Below are 23,864 nucleotides of genomic sequence, written 5' to 3'. Positions count from 1 at the left end.
GGCGGAATTGGCCTCCGCCCCACCACGGTCATGGGCCGGGGATCAGGAGTCGTAGACGGTGCCCGAGCACTGGTTGCCGAAGCGGTGCCCGCCCATCACGTCATTGGCGTTCTGACCGCCGCTCAGGGTGATGTAGGCGAAATTGGTCACGGAGCCGTAGTTCGCGATCTTGAAGCAGGGGCCCATGAAATAGGGCGCGCGGTACACCGAGATCCTGGTGTCCACGTGTCGGAGTCCGAGTAGAGACAGGCGTTGTCGGGGGTGCAGGAGGCCGCCTGCGCGGGCGCGGCCATGGCGACTCCCGCGGTGAACAGGGATGCCGCGGCTATGAGCATCGCCGAAGTGCGTCGAATCATGAGTGTTCCTCGTTTCGATCCATGCCGAGATGACGGCCGTTGAGGGTCGGTTGACGTGCTGCGGTGGGGCGGAATCGGCCTCCGCCCCGCCACGGTCATGAGCCGGAGTCGTAGACGGTGCCCGAGCAGTGGTTGCCGAAGCGGTGCGAGGCCATCACGTCATTGGCGTTCTTGCCGCTGCTCAGGGTGATGTAGGCGAAATTGGTCACGGAGCCGTAGTTCGCGATCTTGAAGCAGGGCCCCTGCCACTGGGAGTGGTAGTACACCGAGACCCTGGTGTCCACGTCCCAGTTGTCGAGCGAGCTGAGTCGGAGTCCGAGTAGAGACAGGCGTTGTCGGGGGTGCAGGAGGCCGCCTGCGCGGGCGCGGCCATGGCGACTCCCGCGGTGAACAGGGATGCCGCGGCGACGAGCATCGCCGAAGTGCGTCGAATCATGAGTGTTCCTCGTTTCGATCCATGCCGAGATGACGGCCGTTGAACGGCGAGGGAGCGGAGGGCGGGGTCAGGAGTAGACGGTCGTCCAGTCGCCGCTCTGCTCGGTGGGGACCCACACGATCGTGTCGTCGTAGTACGTGGCGAAGGAGCAGGAGTTGGTCTTGTAGAAGGTGACCCTGACCTCCCCCTTCCACCACCAGCCGCCGATCCAGGTGTCCTTGGTCGGCGTGCTGAAGCAGCCCGACACCGACTCGCCGTTCTGGTTGTAGCCCTCGACGCGGATGGAGTAGACGACGGTGCTGGTGTCGTGGAAGTGGAGCTGCTGGCCGTTCGATCCGGCGAACGACTGGCCCGCGGAGCCCAGCACGCCGGCGAAGGCCAGGGCAGCGGCCCCGACAGTGGTGGCGACCTTCTTGCGCACGTTCATTCTTCCCCCATGAGTTGGATCTCGGACGCCTCCTCGCAGGACGGCGAGGGGCACGGAGACGCGGCTGTCACAGGCCGGTGCCACTGTCGATGGCACGCCGGGCGTCGGGCCGGGTTGTTGTCCCATGGCACCGTTCACGCTGTGGCGCTGTCTCCAGCGGAAAATGTAGGCCGGAGCGGCGCCCGGTGGTGTGCATGGCGTGCCGGGTTCCTGTCCTCTGCGTGCCGCGGGCCGGCCAGGGAGAGCGCACGGTGCTCGGAAGGGGTGACCCCGAAGGCTTCGCGGAACGCCCGGCTGAAGCCGGTCGCGCTGGAGAAGCCCCAGCGGGCCGCTATCGCCTGAACGGGCTGGCCGCTCAGTTCCTCGCACGCGAGGTCGGTCTGGGCGTGCTCCAGCCGGCTCTGGCGGATGTGTGCGGCGACGGTCAGGGGCTGGTCGCCGAACAGGCGGTGGAGACCCCGCACGGACATGTTGTGCCGATCGGCGATCACCTCCGGCGTCAGGCCCGGGTCGCCGGGATCGCTCTCGACGAAGCGGTAGATCCGCTGCAGCGCCTCCTGCGCACGCGCCTCGGCAGGCGCCTCGCCGGGGTCACCGAACCGCCGCGCGAGAAACGCCGTGGCCAGGTCGAGAGCGACGGACCCCATTCCGCGCAGCTCCTCCGGGCGACATTGCGGCCCTCGTGCGAGCAGCGTCTTCAGGAAGTCCGCGAGGATCGCCCCTGACCCCACGTCCGTGGCCAAGTTCCGCGCGAGGAGCCGGTCCACCCGGTCGGGGCTCAGTCCCAGCGCCTGACGGGGGATCTGCATGACCACCGTCTCGATCCGCTCCTCTGCGCACACCCCCTCGCTCGGTCGTGAGGTGTTTGTGAGCACGATTCCCCCGCGACCACCGATTCGTTGCCGTGCTGGGAGATCCGCACCTCACCTCGAGTGACGAGTCCCAGGTGCAAGCGCTCGGGATCGTCACGCCGGACGTGAGTCGAGGTGCGGCGCGAGAGCACCGGCGAGCAGGCCACGGCGGACAGCCGCACCACCCCGAGATCCAGGTCCGTCATGCTCGCCCGGAAGTCGGCCGGGTTCCGGGTGCTGAGCGTGACGGGCATGACAGTGCTGGACACCGTCTCGCAGAACCAGTCGAACCCGTCCTCGCCCGCCCCGACGGCATCCGGCGAAGCCGGCAAACCCATGCGATCCCCTCTCGCCTCGCCGCGCCCGTGATCGATTATCAGGCGCATGCGGCTGCCACGGGGTCGTGATGCCGGCAGGCGGCATGCGGGAACCGACCGCACACCGGGTCGCCGCGGCGCGCCGTCGGCCATCCGTCGTCCTACCATGGATGGTGGTGGTGAAGAGCGAGATCCCGGTGTCGGGAACACCCCGCAGGACGGCAGATGAGCCCCTCTTCCTCCCTCCCGCCTCACCCCGCCCGCCTGCGGCAGATCGGTCGGTTCCGGCCGGAGTCCGACCGTGAGACCGTCGAGGTCCGCGGGAACGCGCAACGGCTCGTCCGCCACCTCGCCGAGGGCGATCCGAGCGAGGCCCTGCGGCACTGACGGGCCTTCCGGCACCCGCTGCGCGCGCCGACCCTGGAACCAGGTGGGATTCGTCCGGAAGGAGACCGGTGGTGAACGCGCTTCTGTATGCCCGGAGCAACCGCATCGTCGAACTGATGGAGCAGCCCGCGGAGCGGCGTGACACCGACTGGATGCGGGAAGCCGCACAGCAGGCGGTCCTGCTGGAACTCGCCACGCTCCCCCCGTATCTGTGCGGCTTGTGGTCGATCGACGCCTCGACCGGGGACGGCACCGTCGTCGACACCCTGCGCGAGATCGTCTTCGACGAGATGTCGCACTTCGGTCTGGCGTGCAACCTGGTCACCACGCTGGGCGGGACTCCCCTGCTGGCCGACGAGACGGTGGTGCCGAGGTACCCCGGCCCGCTTCCGGGAGGTGTGCGGCCCGAACTCTCCGTATTCCTCAGCGGGCTGTCGAAGGATGCGGTGGACATGTACTCCCGCATCGAGGAACCGGACCACCCGCTCGTGCGGGCCGTGGCGGAGCACACGTCGATCGGGGCCTTCTACACCGCGCTCCTGGAAGCGTTCCGCGCGCACCCGGAGCGGATCACCGGGAAACGGCAGCTGACCCTGCGCATGCCTCATCACGGTGAGGGGAACGACGTCGTGCCCCTCGACACGCTCGCCGCCGTCGAGTCGGCCATCGACGTGATCAAGGAACAGGGCGAGGGCACGTCCGCCTCGCCCGAGAACCCGTATCCGGGGGCGGCGGGAGAGCGCGCCCATTTCTACGCCTTCCGGGAGATCTTCCACGAGCGCAAGTTGAGGAAGAACCCGGAGAGCGGAAGGTGGGAGTTCAAGGGAGACAGGATCGAGGTGCCCACGGCCCTGCCCATGGGGGTCGTGCCCGAAGGGGGCTGGCCCCGGACGGGACCCTCCGCACCGGACGCCGAGACGATCCAGATCCTCGACGAGTTCAACCAGGCCTACAGTGACCTGCTGCGCGCGCTGGAAAAGCCGTGGCAGGAGACCGACGCGTCCCAGGCGGAGGACCTGCTGTGGGTCGCGGTGGGGCAGATGTCCTCGTTGCGGGACCCCGCGACACGGCTGATGGCACGCCCGGTCCCCGGCGCCGGCGGCGCCACCTACGGACCGGAGTTCCGCTACGTGGCCCCGTGAGGGGGTCGCGCTCGCGGGAGCCGGCGCACGCCCCCCGCAGGCTTTGCGCGCGCCCCTGCCGCGCGGGTGAAAAGGACACCGGTTCGGCGCCCCGGGCGGTTCGCGACCGCGCCCGGCTCCGTGTCCGGGGTTAGCGTCGGACGCGTTCCGATCCCCCATCCGCCCGGCAGGGGCCCCTTGCGTGCCCGCGGGCGGAGAACGGCGACGATCCGATGAACGTCCCCCATCCCTCCCGGGCCCGCTGATGGCAGCCGCCCCCCTGCCACAGCTGGCCACCGACATCCGCGACGGGCTCGTCCTCCTGCTCCCGGACCTCGCGGGGCTTCCCGCCACCGAGCGTCCGAAGCGCCTGGCACAGGCGCTCGGACTGCCCACCGACGCGCTCACCCCGGAGGCACTGCTCGCTCGGCTCGCGGTGCCGAGCGGGGCGGCGCCGGGGGACCTGTGGCCGGTCCTCGTCGACCTGCTGCGGACCGCGGCGCGAGGCGCGACGCGGGCCGCGCCGAACTGGTCGCTCGCCATCGCGGACGTCCTCCGTGCCGGCCCCACCGAGGTACAGGCGCTCGGCACCACCCTTCCCCCGGTGCTGAACGTCACTTTCAGGCTGAGCGACGCGCTCGACCTGGTGCCAGGACTCGCCGTACGGGACGGGATCAGTCTCGTGCTCGCCCTGCCCACCGCCGTACCCGACGACTCCACCCTCGCGTTCCGGGCCGACGGCATGGAGCTCGCGCTCGTGGACCACGAGCTGCTGAAACTCCTCGCCCCCGGCGGCCTCTCCCTCAAGGGGAGTCTGGGCGTCCACCTCGACAGGAGCGGGCTGCGGCTCGAAGGCGGCAGCAACGGCAAGGGCATCGCCCTGCCCCTGGACCGGGCCCCCGCCGGGCTGCGCGCGCCCTCGCTGTACCTGGCCGCGCGCGACGGCGGGCTCCAGCTCACCTCCTCCTTCCGTGCCTCCCTGCTCGGCGTCGCGGACGCGACGGTCGACGGGGTGGGGCTCGAGATCCGTCCGACGGCCGGCGGGTACACGCCGACGGTGGTGCCGCCGAAGGGGATCGGACTCACCCTGGCGCTCGGCCCGGCGAAGGGCGGCGGGTTCCTCGGCGAGCACGACGGGCAGTGCCGAGGCGCGCTCTCGCTCAGCCTGGGCCTCGTCGAGGTCAAGGCGTTCGGCATCCTGCAGCCCCGCCCGCCGTCGGTGCTCGTGGCGCTGAGCGCCGAGTTCACCCCGGCCATCGAACTGGGCCTCGCCTTCACCCTCAACGCCGTCGGCGGTCTGGTCGGCATCGGCCGCGCGCTGGACCGGGCCGGCCTGGCCACGGTCGTGCAGTCCGGTCACCTGGACGACCTGCTCTTCCCCGCGGACGCCGCGGCGGCGGCGCCGCGCATCCTGACCACCATGGGGACGGTCTTCCCCGCGCGGGCGGGGAGCACGGTCGTCGGGCCGATGTTCCGCATCGGCTGGGGCCGTCCGGTCTCGTTCGTCACGGCCGACATCGGTGTGGTGCTCGAACTGCCCAGCGGGGTGGTCGGCATCCTCGGCCGGCTGCGGGTCGCGCTGCCGGCCCCACAGGCGCCGGTGATCGACCTGCGGGCCTCGGTCGCGGGCGTCGTCGACGCCGCCAACGGACTGGTCGAGATCAACGCGAACCTGGCCGGGTCCCGGCTGCTGACCTCCTCGGTGGACGGGGGTCTCGCCCTGCGGGCCAAGTCGGGCCAGGACGCGACGTTCATCCTCAGCGCCGGCGGATTCCACCCCCGCTACACCCCTCCCGCGGGTTTCCCGACACCGAAGCGCCTGACGATCCCGATCGCGGACAGCCCGTTCCTGAAGGTGGTCTTCACCGGCTACTTCGCCCTCACCCCCGGCACCGTCCAGGCCGGCGCGGAGCTGTCCGCCGTCATCGGGACGAGGAGCACCGGCGTGTCCGGGCGGCTCTCGTTCGACGCGCTGGTGCGCTGGGAGCCGAGCTTCGGCGTGATGCTCGACCTCGGCGGCTCGTTCGCGCTCCGCGTCGCCGGGGCGACGCTGTGCTCCGTCGGGCTGCGCGTCCACGTGGACGGTCCGACGCCGTGCTGGCACATCGCCGGACGCGCCAGCGTGTCCTTCCTCTTCTTCGACGTCAGCTTCCCCTTCGACGAACACTGGAACTGCACCGGCACGGCGGTCGCCCCGCCGCCGCCGGACGTGCGCCGGGCCCTGGAACGGGTCCTGGACGATCCCCGCAGCTGGGAGCCGGTCCTGCCGGACGACGCGCGCACGATGGTCTCGCTGCGCGCCGACGGCGTGGCCGCCGGCCGTCTCCTGCATCCCCTGGGGCGGGTGCGGTTCAGCCAGCGCACGGTGCCGCTGGGGATCGAGGTGACCCGGTTCGGGCCGGGCAGACTGCCCAAGCCGACCAAGTTCGACGTGGACGTCACGTTCCCCACCGGGGCCGGGGTCTCGAAACCGGTCACGGAGGACTTCGCGCGGGCCGACTTCTTCGACCTCACGGACGATCAGAAGCTCACCCAGCCCGCGTTCGAGCGGTTCCGCTCCGGCGCCGAGCTGACCCCGCCGCCCACCTCGGACAACGCCCCCCGGACCACGGTGCCGGTCGAGTACGAGACCAAGTGGCTGGGCGGTACGGCCCCCGCCTCTCCCTGGCTGATCACCGACGCGGCACTCCTGGCCGCCCTCCCGTACGGTGCCGTCGGCCGCAGCCTCGTCCACGAGTTGAGCACCCGTTACGCCAAGACCGTGCGCGCACCGGTGCTGAAGGAACGCATGTACGCGATCGCCAGCCGCCAGACGCTGAAGGCGGCCCCCGTCCATCACCCCAAGAACACGTTCACCGAAGCCGCAGCCCAACTGAAGACCGTCACGGGCCGGTCGGGGCTCCTCCAGGTCGTGCCCGCCTACGAGGTGAGGCCATGACCGTGTACACGTTCGCGTCCTGGGACCGGGACGGCGCGGCCGCCTGTCTCACCGACGCCGACGACCTGTCCCGTACCACCCCCGTACGGGGATCGCTCGCGGCCACCGCGCACGTCAATGGCCCGCCCGGCCGGCCGGTCCCGGTGCCCGCGCTCCAGGTGTACGGCCCCGGGGACGTCCGGGCGCTCGACCCCAAGGAGATCGTGCGGGTCTTCCCGATGCCCGGCACACCGGACGCGGAGCCCACCAAGTTCCCGCTGGTGGAGTTCGAACGCAGCGAGATGCCCTGGCTGTTCACCCCGCTGCGCGCCGGTGACGCGGGCGAGCTGCGCCCCTGGCTGAGCCTCGTCTGCGTGCCCACTTCCAAGGGGCGGCCGCAGCGCAGACCCGGCGTGCCGCTGCCGGTCCTCGAAGTCATGGGCAGCGAGCTGCCCGATCCGACGACCCTGCACCTGTGGGCGCACGCCCAGACCCTCCCCGGCCACGAGGACGACCCGCGGCGGTCGGTCTCCCGGCTCCTCGCGCCCCGCAAGCTGGAACCGCACACCACGTACACCGCCTGCCTGGTCCCCTCCTTCCTGGCCGGCAAGCTCGCCGGACTCGGCAAGGACACCAAGGACGCCACCCTCGCCCCCGCGTGGGACCCGAGCCCGACCGCCCGGTGCGAACTGCCCGTCTACTTCTCCTGGGTCTTCTCGACCGGCGAGGCCGGGGACTTCGAGACCCTCGCGGCACGGCTCAAGGCCCGCCCGTTTCCTCCGCGCGCCGGCCGCCGGCCCCTCGACGTCAGCCGCCCCGGCCTCTTCGCGACCGGCCCCGGACCCGTCGTCCAGGAGGTGGAGAGCGCCCTGCGGGCCCCCGGCAACCTGCCCCGCGACCCGTGGCCCACCGGCCCGCAGAGCGCCCAGTGGCAGCAGCGCCTCGCGAAGGCGCTGGTCCCGATCGGCGACGGCACCGGCGACGAGGACCCGGACGTCCTGCCCCCGCTGTACGGAGGCTTCCACGCCCTGCGCAAGGGCGCCGACCCGGCCTCGACGGGCTGGCTCGACACCCTCAACCTGGACCCGCGGTGGCGGGTCGTGGCGGGGCTCGGCGCCCGGACCGTGCAGGCCGACCAGGAGGCCCTCATGGCCTCCGCGTGGCGCCAGCTCGTGGACGTACAGGCGGCCAACCGGTTCCTCGACCTGGCCCGGTTCGCGCGGCTGGTCTCCGGCCGCCTGCACCTGCGGCACGTGAAGCCGCTCTCCGCCGACGAGGTCCTTCGCCTCGCGACGCCGCTGCAGAGCCGGATCTCCCTGGCCGCGGACACCACCCTGTGGTCGTCGGTCCGGGCGAGCCTCCTGCCGAACGCCATGGCCACCACGGTGTTCCACCGCACGGTACGCCCCATGGGCGTCCTCAGCCGGCGGGTGGGCCTGCTCGCGGGGCGGACGGCGGACGACCCGGAGCCGCCGTTCGCGACGGTGCTGAGCTCGGTCGCGGCCTCCCCCACCGGACTCGCCGTGCCCCGCCGCGACCCGGACGGCACGGTGGCCTTCCGCGTCGCGCCCGAGGACGTCGTCGCCGCGGAGCGGCTCGCCGCCGTACGGAAGGTGTTCGCGCCCGAGGACGGCGCGCCGGACGCCTGGCGGCAGGTGGCGGCCGACGCGACCGCGCGCTCCCGGCTGCGCGACGTCACCACCGAACAGCTGGCCGCCACGTCACCGCTCCCCGCCGCCGGACTCAACCGGTCCTTCCGGCTCGGCGCCCTGCCCGAGGCGGAGGCGCCCGAGAACTTCCTGGCCAGGACGAGGATCGACCAGCACGGCAACCTGGTCTTCCCCACCGAACGGACCGGCCCGGCGGGACTCGACCTGTTCACCGGGGCGGTGGGCACCGGGGCGGCGCCGGGGCGGTTCACCGGCTCCTGGACCGGGCCGTGGGACACCGTCAACGGCGGCAGGGGCGAGCCGGCCGGCGGCTGGCGGGGCACCTGTTCGGGCACCTTGCGGGTCGGTCCCGACCGGTCGGGCACGTGGAAGGGCGCCTTCCACGGCACGTGGAGCAACAACGCGGGCGCCGGCGGCACGGACCCCACCTGGCTCGCCCTCTACACCGGCACCTGGGAGTCCGGCGAGGAGCGCGGCGTGTGGCGCGGGGTGTGCACCGGCACCTGGGACCCCTGGAACTCGTCGTCCGACGGCGTGTTCACCGGGACCTGGAGCTCCGACACCCACCACGGAACCTTCCGGGGTACGTGTCCGGGCGACTGGGACTGGGACACCCCCAGCAGCGTCGGCGGTGAGTGGAGCGCGGACTGCTACGGCGAGATCCTCGTCGCGGCCGAGGGCACCGGCGGGCAGGACCCCTGGGAGCCGGGGCAGCTCAAGGACCTCGTCGACCGCTGGCACGCCACCGGCACCCTGCCCCTGGACGTCTTCACCGGCGGCGGACTGCTCGGCGGCCAGCAGGACCGGCTGCCCGCCCCCGCCGTGCTCGACGCGAGTCCCGGGAACGTCAAGGACATGGTCGTCTCGGCGCACGACCGGGTCCTCGGCCCGTCGGACGCCCCGCCGATCCCGCACCGGGAACCCTTCCCGACCGGGACCTCGCAGAACGGCATCGTGGCCCTGACGGACCCGTCGGTGACGGTGCCCGCGGTGGTGGCCTCCCGGGTCGATCGGCCCGCGGGCACCGACCCGCAAGCACCGGTGCAGTGGGCGCCCGTCTTCCCCGACCCCATGTGGCCGCCGCTGTCCGAACAGTCCAACGAGTGGCTCTTCGGCGGCCTCGAACACATCCCCGCCGACACGGCGGTCCTCGCCGTCACCAACCCGCCCTTCGTGGCCTCGTACATGGTCGGTCTCAACCACGAGTTCGCCCGCGAGCTGCGCTGGCGCGAGTACCCCACCGACCAGCGCGGCACCTACTTCGCCTCGTTCTGGGGGTACGGGACGGACCACGAGTCGCTGGACACGTGGAAGCGCGAGCTCCCGCTGGGCGCGCACCTCACCGGCCCGCCCGACCGGGTGGTCCTGCTGCTGCGCAGCGCCCTGCTCCGCCGCTACCCCGGCGCGATCATCTACGCGGCTCCGCTGATCGGCACGGAACCCGACGAGAACGGCGCCCGGCACCCCATCTTCCGCGGCGGTCTGGACGCCGACACCACCATGGTGGGCTTCAAGCTCACCGAAACCGAACTCAACGCGTCGCCCTGGTGCTTCGTCATCGCGGAGCAGCCCACCGAACCCCGGTTCGGACTCGACGACCCCGACCCCGAGGCGCTCTCCACCACGCCGCCCCCCGGCGCCTGGGGCGGCCCGTACACCCCGCCGAACACTCCCGGTGAGGCGAACGACTGGAACGACCTGAAATGGAGTCACCTCTTCGACTCCAAGGACGCCTTCCTGGCCGCGACCCACGCGCCGGGAACCCTACGGCCCAACGTCTCGTACGGCGGCCTGGTCTGGGGCAGGAGCGCGGCCGGGACGGCCCGCCAGTGCTTCCAGCAGCCCGTCAGGGTCATCCTGCCCGCCAAACGGCTCATGGCCCCGTGAGGAGAGAACATCCGATGAGAGATCTCGGCGCGCTGCGCCAGGACGTGGCCGAGGCCGAGGAGCACCGCGCCCTGCTCGGCGCCGGAGCCACCGACGACGAACGCAAGGCCGCCTTCGCCCGCCTCGGCACCGCGCGGCGCGCCGTCGACGCGGAGCTGCGCGCCCTCGCCGACGAGGGTTTCGCCCCGCTGCTGCGCCAGGTGGACCCCGAGGTGCCGCTGATGCTGCTGCCGGTACGGCTGGAGACGCGGCTCTGCCTGGACGACCCGGCGTCCCACCGGCTGCTCGTCCGCATCTTCCCCGATGACATCCACATCGAGTCGCACGAGCCGCACCCCACCGACGGCGAGGTCCAGCAGGCCCGGCGGTACTGGCGGACCGTCTGGCGGGCGGGCCGTGCCGACAACGCGGCCGGGGACCGCGAGCGGCTGCTGCTCGCCGCCTGGGGCCAGTTGGCGGGGGCTGTCGGCGCCCGGCGGGCCCGGTGGCTGGTCCGGCTCCTGAAGCCGGTCTCGGACACCCGGCCGCCGTTGCCCGTGCCCGACACCGGGACGGTGCCGGAGCCGTCGTGGCCCGAGGTGCCGGTCCGGGGCCGCGGCTGGAACCGGGCGGCGACCGCCTCGACGCTGCCGGACATGTTCGTCGTACGGGCCTACCAGGGCGACCGGCTGGTCGCCGAGGAACCCGGCAAGCCGGTGCCCGACGTCGTCCACGTCGGTCCCGACCCGGACGCCGAGCCCGCGGCGGGCGGACCGCACCTCGATCCGGCGCTGCTCTGGCTGAAGCAGTACGACACCGCGGTGGAGAACGGGCTCGCGATCACCGTGCCGCTGCGCCCCGAGAACGGGTACGCGGCGGACCGGAAACCGCTGCTGACCCGTGTGGTCGTGTTCGGCGTCTCTGCCTCGCTCGCCCCCGAGGAGGCGGCGGCCCGCGTCGCCGGCCTCCTGTCGGGCCGGGACGGTGACGGCGAGGCGGCGTTCGTGCCGCAGGGCACGCCGACCAACAACCTCCCGGACGCCGGGTCCCCGCATCCCGCGCCGCCCGACGTCGACCGGCTCCTCGGCGCCGTCCCGACCGCCCCGGCCGACGGGTGGGACAACGGCAGGCGCACCGCCGCCGCCCTCGGCCTGCCGCCCGGCGGCCTCGACGCGCTCCCCGGCGCCGACGACCCGGAACAGGCCGACGCGCGCAACCTGCAACTCGCCCTGTGGAGCGCCACCGGGGACTTCTTCCTCGACGAGCTGATGGACCAGGACAAGGGAGGCGGGCAGCTCGACGTCGACCGGGAGTGGCTGCGGGTCCATCACCACGACCACGTCCGGGCCAGGGGCCCGCTGCCGGTCCTGCGGGTCGGCAGGCAGCCGTACGGGCTGCTGCCGGTCACCGCGACCGCGCGCTGGCGGGCCGACACCGCCGCGCACGAACCGCCCGGCCTCGCGGGGCTCCACCGCGTCCTCGGGGTCCTGCGCCCGTTCTGGGAGGTGGGCGTCGGCACGCTGCCCCGGGTCGACGGACCCGACCAGGACGACGACACCCTCCCCCTGGCCAAGCCCGAGAGGGACGTGCTACGGGCCCTCGGCATGGCGCCGGTCTCCGGCACGGTGTCGGTGCGGAAGGTCCAGGGCGGCATGCTCGCCTGCTTCGGCGACCTCGGCCTCGGCATCCTCGGCTCGCACTTCGGCGGCGGCGAGCAGTGCATGGCGAGCACGCCGGAGGACCTGCACTCACGGGCCCTCAACGAGGCCCTCGGCATCCGCTACCGGCCCCGCATCACCCATCACGTCAACGGCCGGGCCACCCGGCTCTGGCTGCCGTACGCGCGACCGCACCTGCCCGAGGGCCAGGATCCGGTGGCCGAGCTCGCCGGCTTCCTGGACCGCGTCGTCGAACGCTTCGAGCTGCGCAGGCTGATGGTCGGCAAGGCGGAGGCCCGCACGCTCCTGGAGGCACTGCTGCGGCACAGCGCCAACCTGGAGTACGGGCGCGCCGCCGCCGGGGCGAAGGACCCGCTGGTGTTCCGGCCCCGGCTGCGCTTCGCCGAGGTGCTGCTCAACCCCGACACGGCGCTGCAGACGATCAGTTCGGCGGGGCTCAAGGCGACGCCGTTCACTCTGGGCAAGATCATGCAGTCACCGGCAGGAGCGGTCGGCGGCGCGGACGGCGACGGGACCGGGACCGACCGGGGTCCGACGGTGTCCGAGGCCATCGTCGAGGCCCGGCTGTCCCTGGCCGGGCGGGTCTCGGACGCGGCGGTCAACAGCCGGGGCGTCTTCGCCCTCCTGGGCACCGAACGCCCGTGGAGCGTACGGCTCGCGGAGATGGACGCGGCCCTCCAGTACCTCGCCGGGCGGGTGAAGGCGTGGGACAAGCGCGGGGACGCCTTCGGGCCGGTCGAGCGGCTCCTCGGCGAGTCCCTCGACCTCGTGTCGCACCGCCTCGACGCATGGATCACCTCCCTCGCCACCGCCCGGCTGCACGCGCTGCGGAAGCGGCGTCCGGCCGGTGTGCAACTGGGCGCGTACGGCTGGGTGGAGAACCTGTCGCGGCACCCCGGCCGGCGCAGCAGGGGGTGGGTGCTCGCGCCCTCGATCCCGCAGGCGGCGACCGCGGCCATCCTGCGCAGCGGCGCCCTGTCGCACCCGACCGACCCCGGGGCCTTCGCCGTCGACCTGTCCTCGCGCCGGATGCGCGTGGCGATGACCGTCGTCGACGGCATGGCGCAGGGCCAGCCGCTGGGCGCGCTCCTCGGCTACCGGCTCGAACGGCGCCTGCACGACGAGCGCGAGACCACCGGCGGGCTCCGCGAGCTGGACCGGTTCATCGCACCGCTGCGCGCCAAGTGGTCGGTGCAGAGCGCGCAGCATCCCGGCGACGGAGCGCAGGGGTTCATCGGCCCGCACGACGTGACCGACGGCGCGCGCCTCGCCGAGGTGCCGGAGCAGATCGTCATCGACTACCTCAAGACGCAGGCGGGGACCACGCCGATGTCCTCCGCGGAGCAGTCCACCGTACGGCGGCACCTCACGGCCCTGCGGGACGACCTCGACGCCGTGGCGGACCTGCTCCTCGCCGAGAGCGTCCACCAGCTGGCCAACGGCAGCCACGACCGGGCGGCCGCCACCATGGAGTCCCTGGCGGCGGGCGGACAGCCGCCGCCCCGGCCGCAGGTCCTCGACACCCCGCGGCGCGGCATCCCGGTCGGCCACCGCGTCCTCGTCGTCGTACCGGAGGGCACCGCCAGGGCCGCGGGCTGGGACGGCGCGCAGCAGACCGCCCGGCCCCGCGCGCTGGCCGAACCCCGGCTCGACGCGTGGGCCGGACACCAGTTGGGGCCGACGGCCCGGATCCGGCTGCGGGCCGCCTGGCTGCGGCCCGGCCAGACCGCCGGAGACGGGTCGGCCACGGTCACCGAGCACGCCTGGCCGCTCGCGCGGTACTGCGCCCTGGACGTGGTGGCGCTCGCGTCGGCGGGCCGGCTGCGGGCCGTCCTGGAGCACGCGCTGACCTACGAGCGGCCGGCGAACGTGCCCGAGGACGCCCTGCCGCAGCTGCGCACCGCCCGGGCCGCCGCCTGGCCCCGTACCACCGTGGGCATCGCCCAGGTCGAGGCGCTGGCCGCGGCGGTGACCGCCGTGCTCAGCTCCGGCAGGGCGGGCACGGAGGGCGATCTGGCCGCGGCCCACAACCCGCCGCAGTCGGCCGTCGACCAGGAGCTGAAGCAGCGGGCGGACACCGCGCGCGACGGCCTGCGGGCCGCACACGCGGCCGAGGACCTGGAGGCGCTCGCCGCCTACGGGGTGACCGGCCCTCCGTCGGGCTCCGCAGCGGAGCTCCAGGACCAGTTGGCGGGCGCGCTGCGCAAGGGGCGGGAGCGGCTCGGCCAAGCCGACGAGCTGGCGAAGCGCACGGACCCCGGGGCCTCGGCCGCGGTCCTGGAGGCCGTGTTCGGCTCCGGGTTCCGGGCCGTGAGCCTCTCGCGCGCACCGGAGGGCGACGCGCTGGACGCCTCGTTCGGGTCCGGCCTCGACCGGGGCGGCGACGCCCGGCTCGTCCCGGGCGACTGGGTGGAGCAGATGGGCATGGTCCGGCCCGGCGCCGGCGCCCTGGCGGACCTCCTCATGCACACCCAGGCCGCCGGGACCGGGGCGGGCCACGAACTGCGGATCGGTCAGGTCCCGTTCGCGCAGGGCGACCGCTGGGTCGGCGCGCACAGGACCGCCGACGACGAGAAGGCGCCGGCGACGGGACTGGTGGTGCACGGGCCCGCCAAGCCGTTCGCGACACACCGGGCGGCCGTCCTCGTCGTCGACGAGTGGTCGGAACTGATCCCGGCGCAACGACACACGGCGGGCGCCACCTTCCACTACGACGCGCCGGGGGCGCGCGCCCCGCAGGCCGTCCTGCTCGCCGTACCGCCCGAGGTGGGCGCGGCCTGGACGCCCGACGTGCTGGCCGCCACCGTCGTCGAGGCCCTCGACCTGGCCAAGCTGCGGCTCGTCGACCTCGACGCGCTGGGCTGGCTGGGGCGTTACCTGCCCGCGGCCTACCTGCCGGACACGGCGCTGCCTTCGGCGCCCTCCGTGAACATGAAGGACCTCATGAAGCGGGCCGAGCTGGGGTCCCTCGTCAAGCTGCTGACCGACAAGGAGTCCTGACGGTGTTCGATGTCATGCACTTCGGCCAGTTCCACCGCGTGGAACCGGTGGTCAGGCCGAGCGGTACGGGCGGTCAGCTCGACGACGCGCTCGCGGCGCGGGTCGCCGACCCGCTGTTCCTGCTGGCCCGGCAGTGGCAGGTCGCCGAGTTCGCGGGCGAGGACGGCGGATCGCCCGTCTGGTGCACCCTCAGCACCGAGAGCACCCCGCTCGACTCCTTCCGTCCGGCCTCCGACGGCACGGCGGTGGCCCTGTCGAAGGGCATGCCGCTGGAGTTCCTCGCGGAGGCCGGGGCGGCGCCGGGCGAGAGCGCGGGGGAGCTCACGCTCCGCGCCGCCGCCCGGGCCGGCGCACGGTTCCTCGCCACCCTCCGCACGGTGAACCTGCCCTCCTCCGTCCTGGACGACATCGACGAGGAGGTCCTCGACAGGGCGCCGTTGCCCGTGCCCGGAGACGTTCCGGAGGAGGACCCGCTGCGCCGCGACCCGGCCGGGCAGGGCCTGCGCGAGATCCTCGCGGGCCGGGCCCCCGACGGGGCCGCGCTCGCCGGCCATCTGGCGGACGGCTGGCGGCCGCCGGGGCTCACGGCCTCCCAACGGACCGCCTTCGACAAGGCGGCCGCACTCTGGCTGGCCTGGTACGGGGAGCGGTACCGGCCACCGGTGACGTCGAGCTGGGCACGGGAGCGGCTGGAGCACCGCTTCGCCGTCACCGCCAAGCCCGGCGGCCGGACGGTGACGCTGACCGCGCCCGAGTACACCGGCGGCACCGCCGACACGTACCACTTCGACCTCGACCTGGGCGGCGGCGCGCTCCCCGCCCCGGTCGGCGGCACACCGGTGGGTGTGCTGCCCACCCGGGTCACGTACCCCGGCATGCCGGCCGAACGCTGGTGGGAGTTCGAGGACTCCGCCGTCAACCTGCCCGACATCGGCGCGGGCGTGCCGGACCTGGCCCGGCTGCTCGTCGTCGAGTTCGCGAACGTCTACGGGAACGACCACTGGATCGTCCCGGTGGAGCTGGCCACGGGCGCGCTGCACCGGATCGCCTCCCTCACGGTCGTCGACACCTTCGAGGAGACGATTCCGGTCAAGGCGGCCGACGACGACCACTGGTCGGTGTTCCGTCTCACGGACGCCGCGACCGGAGCGGCGGCGCCGCCGCTCCTGCCGCTGCTGCCGACCGCCTCCGCCCGTCTCGAAGGCGCCCCCGTCGAGGAAGTCCTGTTCGCCCGCGACGAGATGGCCAACCTGGGCTTCGCGATCGAGCGGGTCGTGCAGAGCGCCACCGGCCGACCGCGGGTCCGGGCCGACGAGCCGCCGGACGACACGCCGCAGGTCCCGCCCGCCGACCCGACGGCGCTCGCCTACCGCCTCCTGACACCGGTGCCGCCGTACTGGATCCCCCTGGTGCCGGTGCCGTTGGAGGAGGACTCGGCGGCCGTCTGCCTGCGGCGCGGGCAGATCCCCCGTTTCGACGCGCACGGCGACCGGTTGCCACAGCTCAAGGCGGCCGGGCAGGTCCTCGAACCGAAGGTGAAGCGGGTGTTCTTCCGCGAGGAGGAGGTCCCGCGCTCAGGAGTGACCGTCAGCCGCGTGCCGGTCGTGGCCCGCGGCGAGGACGGCCGCATCTACCAGTGGGTCGGCCGGCGCGTCCGGGCCGGCCGGGGCGAGGCGTCCAGCGCCCTCGCGTTCGACGGGGCCGTACCGCCGAAGGGGTCGTGATGAACACGGAAGCCAGGACGAACGCACACACCGGGACGGGCATGCCGGGCAGAGGGAGCGAACACCGGCGCGGCGACCGCCCGCGGCGCGAAGCCGTCGCCGTGAGGAGCACGACCCGCTCGGCGGGCGAGATCACCACGCCCAGGGAGCTGATGGTCCTCGACCTCACCTCGGACGACACCGAGATCGTCGGGGTGGACTTCATCGGGTACGTCCACCGGTGGGACAGGCTCCTCGGAAAACCCGTCTCCGCCCCGGTCCAGGTGCACACGCGGACCGTCTACGCGATGCTGCTCACCCCCGACGACCACGAGATCGTCATCGGCGGCGGCGACGGCGTCCTGCGCCGCTGGAACCGGGTGAACGGCACCCCCCTGGGCGAGCCCCTCACCGGCCATCGGAGCCGCATCCGCGGCCTCGCCGTCACCCGTGACGGGCGGGAACTCGTCTCCGCCTCCCAGGACGGCACGGTGCGCCGCTGGGACCGGGCGGCCGGCTCCCAGCTCGGCGAACCCCTGACGGGGCACGCGGGTACGGTACGGGCGGTCGCGCTCGCCGCCGACGAGGAGCTCGTCGTCACGGCCGGTCAGGACGGCACCGTACGGCGCTGGAACCGGGCGGACGGCACCCCGGTCGGCGAGCCGCTCGTCGGCCACAGCGGTCCGGTCCAGGCGCTGGCGACCGCCCCCGACGGGCGAATCGCCGCCTCCGGCGGCCGGGACGGCACCGTGCGCCGCTGGGACCTCGGCTCGGGACGGCCGGTCGGCCCCCCGCTGGTCCTCGACTCGGCCGTCTGGTCGGTGCTGCTCACGCGCGACGGCGAGATCGCGGCGGGCAGCGCCCACGGCCTCCTGCACCGCTGGGACCGCACGGGACAGCGGATCGGCGCCCCCGTCGCGGCGCACGGCTGGGGCGTGCCGTCGATCGCGGCGACGCGGGACGAGTCCGAGCTCGTCACCTGCGGCTGGGACGCGAGGATCCGGCGCTGGGCGCGCGTCACGGGAGAGCCCACCAGGTCGGCCCGGAAGGAGACCCGCATCGACCTCGTACCGCGCCTGGAGATCACCGGCACGACACCGTCCTGACCCCCTTCCCCACCGACGACCGATCGGAAGAGCCGATGCCGGCCATCACCATCGACACCTCACAGCTGACGTTCCCTCTGGTCGCGGTCGCGGTCTCCGACACCGGGTCCGGGTCCGGGTCCGGGTCCGGGTCCGGGTCCGTGGCGGGAGCCGTACCCGGGTACGTGGACGGGGATGGGCACGCGTCCCGTTCCGGATACGGCGCCCGGCCCGGGACGCGGTTCCTCGACGGGGCGGCCGACCCGCCGCCCGAGGTGTCGCTCCCGCCACGTACGGGCTATCTGCTGCGGCCGGCCGATTCCGCCACGGCCGCCGTCACCTTCGACGTACGAGAGGACGGCACGCTCGACTTCGACCCGGAGTTCGACGCGTTCCTCGACGGCCGCGGCGGACGGCGGCTGACCGTGCGCGGCGTACCCGTCGCCATCGACGCCCTGGCTCTCGACCATCCCCTCGTACCGGAACTGCCGGACGCGGAACCCCTCACGCCGGACCGGGTTCACGAACTGCGTCTGCTGCCCGCCTACGGCTACCGGCTGCGGGCCTCGGCAGGCACCGCCGACGGCGGCCTCCGCTTCTCCGTCCCGCCGGACGGCCGGGTCCGGCTCGACCCGGAGGCGGCCGGCTTCGCCGACGCCTCCGGGCACACCCTGACGGTCCACGGGCACACGATCACCGTCGACGGCCGCGGGCTCTCCCACGGTCTACTGCCCGTCGGCGCGTCCGTCACCGGCACGGGCTCCCTGGCCCGCACCTCGACGCACCGGCTCACGCTGCTGCCGGCGTCCGGGTACCTCCTCCAGGCGAGTCCCGGGGTGACCGCCGACCTCGCGTACACCGTCCGGTCCGACGGCACCGTCGACTACGAGGAGTCCTGCGACCCCTTCCTGGCCGGACGCGGCACGGACACGCTGGTCGTGGGCGGGTTTCCGGTGGTGCTTTCGGCGGTCCGGGCGGACGGCGACCTCCTCGGCGTCACGGCCCTGGACTCCCTGCCGCAGACCCCCCGCGAGCTGACGGCCGTCCTCGCCCCGGCGACGGGCTACCTCGCGCGGACCGCGCACGGCCTGTGCAGCGCCTTCGGGATCGCCCGGGACGGCTCCTTCGCCATCGAGCCTTCGGCGTCCCGCTCCTTCGCCGCTCGGCCGGCCCTGGTCACGGGATCGCCCACGACGCTGACGGTACGGGTCACGGCGACCGTCCCCGGCGGTCCCCCGCCGCGCGGCGCCGTCACCTTCAGCACGGACGGCCGGGTGCTCGGCACGGCCCTCCTGGACGAGGTGGGCATGGCGACGCTGCGTACGCCGCACCCGCCGGTGGACGGGGCCGGGATCGTCGTCTCGTACGAGGGCGACGACGACCACGGTCCGTGCGGCGTGACCGTCTCCTCCGACTCCGCCGGGGTTCCCACGGCGTCCCGGAGCGTTCTCCCGGTGTCTCAGGGGGACGGGGGCGACGCCGCCGCCCCGTGAGGCGGCGGCTCGTCGGGATTGCGGGTCGCCGGGGCGTCGGTGACGACCCGTTTGCCGTCCAGGGTGTAGTCGCGGCGGCGGCGCCGGGGCACGTACCCGTCGGGGCAGAGCCGCACGCCCCGCCCCGGCGGGGCGCCCTGGTCCTGCGTGGGCGGGTAGGGCGGCGGCTCCACCGCCCCGCCCGCCCGGTCGATCCGGACGCACTCGACGTCCGGATCGGCCTCGGAGGGGATCACCTCGGGCCGGTCGTCCTCGGCCGGAAGGTCACTCGACTCCACCCGGACCTCCCCAGTAGCAGTTCGAGCCCCAGGTCGTCGCACCGGAGAAGTCGGTCGTGATCCGGTAGGCGTTCGGGTTGGTCTCGTGGATGTAGCCCTGCATGTTGACCATCGACCCGGCGGTGTCGGACTGATAGGCCAGGTTGCGCATGTAGGCCGCGCGGCGCCAGCCGTGGTAGGGGAAGTAGCCGCTGCCCATCCAGGTTTTCGTCGGCCCGGGGTGGCTGACCTCGTCGACGACCTCACCGCCCCAGTCGATGGACTGGGCCTGGTTGAGCAGCCCCGCTGCGTTGAACAGTCCGTCGGGGCCGCCGGCGGGGTAGTACCCCATCCACTCGTTGCCTATCCGGACCCACCAGTTGCCGGCGAAGAGCGTGACCTTGATGGCGAGTTCGTACTGGTTCCCGTCGAACACGCTCTCCGCGAGGCGTATGGTCGGGTAGACCGTGGTCGACTTCTGCTTCCAGCCGAGCACGTCGGTGTTGTAGCCGCCCTTCTTCGGGCCGCTGGCCGTGTAGTTGTTGGTCGTGTAGAAGATGAACAGGTGCGGATACCAGTCCCCGTAGAGGCCCTGGTAGGTCTGCGTGCCCACTTCGACGGTCTGCCCGTCGGTCGTGCCCGGCGCGAAGCTGCCCCGCACCACCCACTCCTGCCCGAGGGAGAACTCGTCCGACCACTCGACGTAGGGCCGCCAGGTGTTGATGACGCCTTCCGTCCCGTAGTTCGTGACCTGCTGGATGGTGTGCGCGTACTTGTGCGGGGAGACGGCTCGGGGCGCGATGCCGGGATCGTCGGGCGGTGTCACGAGCTTCGCGCGCGTCCCTTTGGCGAGGTAGTCCTGGAGCGTGCCGGCGGCGGTGATGCTGTCCAGCTGCTTGTGCACCATCGGGACCGTGCCGGGAGGGCCCGTCTGGCCGCTGCCGGCGGCCACCTCGAAGGGCTGGGGCAAAGCGGGACGGTCGCCGGGACCGGAGTCCCTCGGGTAATCGAGCTCCGGTGGCTCGGCATCGGCCTCGCTGGGGACCCAGTCGAGGTCCTCCCCGTACGGGGTCGTGGTGCGTGCCACCACATCGCGTCGCGCGTACAGGTCCTTGAAGTACTGCCGGATCTCGTCCAGCTGCTCCGCGGCCTCGCGGTCCAGATCCCGGCCCGCTCGCGGTGGCGGCGCCGACTTCGGCGACTCCGGGTTGCGTTCGATCCTGCCGAATTCCATGGTTCCCTCCTTCAGGGCTTCGCGAGGGACCCCGGGACGCCGACGACGTGACCGGGATTCAACACGCCGCCGCCCCCGTGGAAGAGCGAGATCCCGACCACGCCGTCGACGTCGCGGATGATGGTGCGAGGACAGGGGGTTCGTGTGCGTCACCGGTCATGGAACCTCTTGACGTCGGATGCGGGCGACGGTGTCGCGGCCGCATCGGCCCCGGTATCTCCATCGTGCCCCCACACGGGAGTCGGCGCAGCTCGACCCCTCCCGGCCGAGCCGGCCGCGGCCCGCCGGATGCCGGGTCGGGTGACATCGCACGGGCGCTCTTCATCGTCCGGCCAGGGCCCTTGCGATCGCGTCGGAGATCGGCTGGGCCGTGTGGTCCTCGTAGAAGCTGTACGCGGGGCTGGGGTTGACCTCGAAGCAGTAGAACTCGCCGTCGTCCGTGAGGACGAGGTCGATGCCGGCGAGGGCGAGGCCGAGCCCGCCGGCGAGGTCGGCGCAGCGGCGCGCCAGTTCGCGGGGCGGGGTCCACGGCGTGAGGTCGGCGCGGCCTCCGTACCGGCCGGCGTAGCGGTAGTCCACCTGGTCGGTCTCGATGCGGGTGGCGAGGACCTCGCCCGCGACCACGTGCACGCGGATGTTCACGCCGGTGACGTAGCGCTGGAACTGGACGGGGCACGAGCGGATCCGCGGGAGCCGGGCGGCGGCCTCGTCGTCGAGCAGCCGCACGATCGAGCGCACCGAGCTGATCGACTTGTAGACGACCCGGCCGTGCCGGTCCCGGAAGGCGAGTGCGCGGTCCGGGTCGTCGGTGACGAGGGTCTCGGGGACGCGGAACCCGGCACGGCGGATCAGCTGGGCCTGGTAGGGCTTGGAGCGGTTGGTCGCCGTCGCGGAGGCGCGGTTCATCACGCGTCCCGGCGCGATCTCGATCCAGGTGCCGAGGGCCTGGTGCCAGGCCTGGCAGTGCCGCAGCGTCTCCTGGTCCGCGCCGCGTGCCTCGGGCAGCAGCCGCCAGTCCATGAGCCGGGTGTAGATGCCGGTGACGTCGGAGCAGGCGACGGTCAGGCCGTCGCAGCGCAGGTGCCCGCGCACGTCCGTGCCGTCGACACGGATGTCGATCGGGGTGTCCGTGAAGTGGCGCTGGTGCAGCACGGCGTACGGCAGGCCCCGGCGTCGCAGCGCGTCGATGACGAGGGCGATCGGCCGCTCGCTGGCGATGCCGCAGACGACGATCACCGGGACCTCGCGGGCAGCCGGGTCAGGTACGCGTGGAGGCCGTCGAGCATCGCGGCGCCCGCGATCCGCAGGTCGGGCAGGAGCGTCGCCCCCGCGAATCTCGCGCCGTGCCGGGCGTGCGCGTCGGGCTCCAGGCGGATGCCCAGGAGGTCGGCCTCCGCGCTGCGGGCGAGGCGGAGGCAGGCCGGGGAGAGGCCGTCGAGCGATTCGCCGTCGTGGACGCCGTAGACGTCGTCGCCGAGGACGACCAGGGTGCGGGCGGGCGACCGGTCCGTGGGCGGTTCGTCCGGGATGTCGTCGGTCAGCCTCAGCGGCGACACCGCCAGTCCCGCCGCGGCGGCGAGCACCGTCCACTCGGCGGGAGAGCGGAGGGTGCCGGAAAGACCGAGGGGGCTGGGGCGGTTGACCGTCACGGGGGCGAGGCACTGGAGCCAGCTGAGGACGAGCGCGTCCCATTCCGCCATCGCGTAGGCGGTGTCGGCGTAGGAGGCGAAGCGGAGATGGTGCAGGGGTGCGAAGGTGAGCCGGTTGACCACGCCGTGGACGGCGTCGCTCGCGAGGTCGCGCCCGTCGGGCAGGGTGAGCTCGAAGCCGGCCCGATCACCATCGGCGGCATCGTCGCCGGACGGCTCCGGCTCGGTCCGGTCCTCCCCCCGGCCTCGCTCCTCCTCGATCCGGTGCGTGGACCGTTCGGTGCGCGTCAACGTCCCGGCGTCGACGAGCTCCAGCGGGTCGAGCCCCCTTTCACGCAGCCCGGCGGCGGCCCAGTGGGCAGCCCGGTCCTCCGCGTCGCACAGCACCAGCCACATGACGACCGCCGCCTCGCTACGGCGCCGGGTCCTCGTGGACGAGGGCGCTCGTCGACACGTCGGGGCGCAGCTCCTGGGGGATGAAGTGCACGTGCGGGGAGGCCGCACCGGCCCAGGCGACGAGGGGCGAGAGGGGGGTGGGGAAGAGGTCACCGACCATCATCAGTTCGTCCGGCGTGTCCTTGTTCTCCTTGTCCTTCCCCTCCTTCTCCTTCTCCTTGCCCTCCTTCTCCTTCTCCTTCTCCTTTTCCTTCTCCTTGCTCACCTTCTCGGAGCGTGTGAGGTGGAGCGTCCGCTCCTCCACGTCGCGGGTGTCGGCCTGCAGTGTGAAGTCGGTGCTGTGCCTGACGAATCCGACACCGCCGGGAACGAACTCGATGGGGGCGACCTTGATACGGAGGTGCCCGCAGGCGTTCGGAAGGACGGGCGACGTCCTCTCGTCCAGGAGGAACCCGTTACCGAGGTCGGTTCCCGCCGGGGTGTCGATGGTGAGTTCTCGCGTACCGACATTGGCCACGTTCACCACGATGTCGCCGACGGGCTTTCCCAGAAGGGCTTCCCTACCGTGGGACCGTTCCATCATGAGCCGCGGTTGACGGGTGTCGTCCTCGAGGTCCGAGACGACCCAGACGAAGAGGAGTTCCACCGGCGCCTTGTTCGTGATCCGTATCTCCCAGGGCCGTTCGGATGGTTTGCCGATGCTCACGCTGATCAGGATGACGCCCCGGGGCTCAGGGATCCAGGATGCCGTGGCGACCGGCGTCAGGGAGGCGTCATCGATCGTGACGGTGTCCGGTCCGCGTGGCACCGGCACGAAATCGCCCTCTCCCGCGCGCAGTTCGACGACCACGGCCGATTCCCCGGGAGGCGCGCACTCCGTCCCCGCCTTGATGAGGCGAAGGAACACGCCCGACAGCTGGGCACCTACCTGGAAGGCGACCGGAGTACTGGGTGGCGATCCCGCGGCGAGTCGCAGCGGCCCCTCCTCGGGATACATCTGGAAGACCGGGTCGACCATGG

17 protein-coding genes and 1 pseudogene are annotated in these 23,864 nt (G+C 73.1%); 8 read left to right on the top strand and 10 right to left on the bottom strand.

Going from position 1 to position 23,864, the window contains the following annotated elements:
- Positions 1–42 precede the first annotated feature (42 nt).
- The 5 genes and pseudogenes from OO54_RS47250 to OO54_RS47235 all read right to left on the bottom strand — a co-directional run.
- Entirely contained in the window at positions 43–225 is a 183-nt protein-coding gene (locus OO54_RS47250; protein WP_033202461.1) for a hypothetical protein, read from the bottom strand.
- 226 nt (positions 226–451) lie between these two features.
- Complete coding sequence (locus OO54_RS47245) at positions 452–640, bottom strand: hypothetical protein (protein WP_033202460.1); 189 nt, start codon at positions 638–640, stop codon at positions 452–454.
- A 219-nt stretch (positions 641–859) separates the two neighbouring features.
- Entirely contained in the window at positions 860–1,219 is a 360-nt protein-coding gene (locus OO54_RS09780) for a hypothetical protein (RefSeq protein WP_033202459.1), read from the bottom strand.
- A 134-nt stretch (positions 1,220–1,353) separates the two neighbouring features.
- A complete protein-coding gene (locus OO54_RS47240; protein WP_245236718.1) occupies positions 1,354–1,689 on the bottom strand; it encodes a helix-turn-helix transcriptional regulator in 336 nt (111 codons plus the stop codon).
- 198 nt (positions 1,690–1,887) lie between these two features.
- Positions 1,888–2,324: pseudogene (locus tag OO54_RS47235) on the bottom strand (cupin domain-containing protein); the annotation flags it as partial.
- Between the two features lie 288 nt (positions 2,325–2,612).
- Between OO54_RS47235 and OO54_RS45770 the strand changes: the two are divergent.
- From OO54_RS45770 to OO54_RS09740, 8 genes are all read left to right on the top strand, one after another.
- Positions 2,613–2,774, top strand: coding sequence for a hypothetical protein (locus OO54_RS45770; RefSeq protein ID WP_157856446.1), 162 nt, complete (start codon positions 2,613–2,615; stop codon positions 2,772–2,774).
- A gap of 71 nt (positions 2,775–2,845) precedes the next feature.
- Positions 2,846–3,916, top strand: coding sequence for a ferritin-like domain-containing protein (locus OO54_RS09770; protein WP_033202458.1), 1,071 nt, complete (start codon positions 2,846–2,848; stop codon positions 3,914–3,916).
- Positions 3,917–4,160: 244 nt separating this feature from the next.
- A complete protein-coding gene (locus tag OO54_RS09765; RefSeq protein WP_033202457.1) occupies positions 4,161–6,833 on the top strand; it encodes a DUF6603 domain-containing protein in 2,673 nt (890 codons plus the stop codon).
- Positions 6,830–10,369 carry a hypothetical protein gene (locus OO54_RS09760; protein WP_033202456.1) on the top strand — a complete coding sequence of 1,180 codons (3,540 nt, stop codon included), beginning with the start codon at positions 6,830–6,832 and terminating at the stop codon, positions 10,367–10,369. Before OO54_RS09765 ends, OO54_RS09760 begins: the two co-directional genes overlap by 4 nt.
- Positions 10,370–10,383: 14 nt before the next feature.
- Positions 10,384–15,027: a hypothetical protein gene (locus OO54_RS09755; RefSeq protein ID WP_033202455.1), complete on the top strand. Its 4,644-nt coding sequence runs from the start codon at positions 10,384–10,386 to the stop codon at positions 15,025–15,027.
- A gap of 2 nt (positions 15,028–15,029) precedes the next feature.
- Positions 15,030–16,751 carry a hypothetical protein gene (locus OO54_RS09750; RefSeq protein ID WP_033202454.1) on the top strand — a complete coding sequence of 574 codons (1,722 nt, stop codon included), beginning with the start codon at positions 15,030–15,032 and terminating at the stop codon, positions 16,749–16,751.
- Between the two features lie 101 nt (positions 16,752–16,852).
- Positions 16,853–17,836 (top strand): WD40 repeat domain-containing protein, encoded by a 984-nt coding sequence (locus OO54_RS09745; protein ID WP_234439542.1) that lies wholly within the window; start codon positions 16,853–16,855, stop codon positions 17,834–17,836.
- A gap of 35 nt (positions 17,837–17,871) precedes the next feature.
- Positions 17,872–19,308 carry an Ig-like domain-containing protein gene (locus OO54_RS09740; protein ID WP_033202452.1) on the top strand — a complete coding sequence of 479 codons (1,437 nt, stop codon included), beginning with the start codon at positions 17,872–17,874 and terminating at the stop codon, positions 19,306–19,308.
- Here the strand turns inward: OO54_RS09740 and OO54_RS09735 are convergent.
- The 5 genes from OO54_RS09735 to OO54_RS09715 all read right to left on the bottom strand — a co-directional run bounded on the left by OO54_RS09735 (position 19,275) and on the right by OO54_RS09715 (position 23,862).
- Complete coding sequence (locus OO54_RS09735; RefSeq protein WP_033202451.1) at positions 19,275–19,586, bottom strand: hypothetical protein; 312 nt, start codon at positions 19,584–19,586, stop codon at positions 19,275–19,277. The genes OO54_RS09740 and OO54_RS09735 overlap by 34 nt on opposite strands.
- A complete protein-coding gene (locus tag OO54_RS09730; RefSeq protein WP_033202450.1) occupies positions 19,573–20,799 on the bottom strand; it encodes a neprosin family prolyl endopeptidase in 1,227 nt (408 codons plus the stop codon). The genes OO54_RS09735 and OO54_RS09730 overlap by 14 nt, the downstream gene beginning before the upstream one ends.
- Before the next feature lie 321 nt (positions 20,800–21,120).
- Positions 21,121–22,035 carry an ATP-grasp domain-containing protein gene (locus tag OO54_RS09725; protein WP_033202449.1) on the bottom strand — a complete coding sequence of 305 codons (915 nt, stop codon included), beginning with the start codon at positions 22,033–22,035 and terminating at the stop codon, positions 21,121–21,123.
- A complete protein-coding gene (locus tag OO54_RS09720; protein WP_033202448.1) occupies positions 22,032–22,844 on the bottom strand; it encodes a hypothetical protein in 813 nt (270 codons plus the stop codon). Before OO54_RS09720 ends, OO54_RS09725 begins: the two co-directional genes overlap by 4 nt.
- Before the next feature lie 16 nt (positions 22,845–22,860).
- Entirely contained in the window at positions 22,861–23,862 is a 1,002-nt protein-coding gene (locus OO54_RS09715) for a hypothetical protein (RefSeq protein WP_033202447.1), read from the bottom strand.
- Positions 23,863–23,864 lie beyond the last annotated feature (2 nt).

The organism is Streptomyces wedmorensis, from assembly GCF_000716445.1.
GTDB classification, from domain to species: domain Bacteria; phylum Actinomycetota; class Actinomycetes; order Streptomycetales; family Streptomycetaceae; genus Streptomyces; species Streptomyces wedmorensis.
Note: the sequence above shows the minus strand (reverse complement) of the source record. Positions and strands in the feature narration are given on the sequence as shown.

Bases quoted from the DNA above. Each gene is read 5' to 3' on its own strand.
- OO54_RS09780 (WP_033202459.1), bottom strand. From the start codon at position 1,219: ATGAACGTGCGCAAGAAGGTCGCCACCACTGTCGGGGCCGCTGCCCTG.
- OO54_RS47240 (WP_245236718.1), bottom strand. From the start codon at position 1,689: ATGTCCGTGCGGGGTCTCCACCGCCTGTTCGGCGACCAGCCCCTGACC.
- OO54_RS45770 (WP_157856446.1), top strand. From the start codon at position 2,613: ATGAGCCCCTCTTCCTCCCTCCCGCCTCACCCCGCCCGCCTGCGGCAG.
- OO54_RS09765 (WP_033202457.1), top strand. From the start codon at position 4,161: ATGGCAGCCGCCCCCCTGCCACAGCTGGCCACCGACATCCGCGACGGG.
- OO54_RS09760 (WP_033202456.1), top strand. From the start codon at position 6,830: ATGACCGTGTACACGTTCGCGTCCTGGGACCGGGACGGCGCGGCCGCC.
- OO54_RS09755 (WP_033202455.1), top strand. From the start codon at position 10,384: ATGAGAGATCTCGGCGCGCTGCGCCAGGACGTGGCCGAGGCCGAGGAG.
- OO54_RS09740 (WP_033202452.1), top strand. From the start codon at position 17,872: ATGCCGGCCATCACCATCGACACCTCACAGCTGACGTTCCCTCTGGTC.
- OO54_RS09730 (WP_033202450.1), bottom strand. From the start codon at position 20,799: ATGGAATTCGGCAGGATCGAACGCAACCCGGAGTCGCCGAAGTCGGCG.
- OO54_RS09720 (WP_033202448.1), bottom strand. From the start codon at position 22,844: ATGTGGCTGGTGCTGTGCGACGCGGAGGACCGGGCTGCCCACTGGGCC.
- OO54_RS09715 (WP_033202447.1), bottom strand. From the start codon at position 23,862: ATGGTCGACCCGGTCTTCCAGATGTATCCCGAGGAGGGGCCGCTGCGA.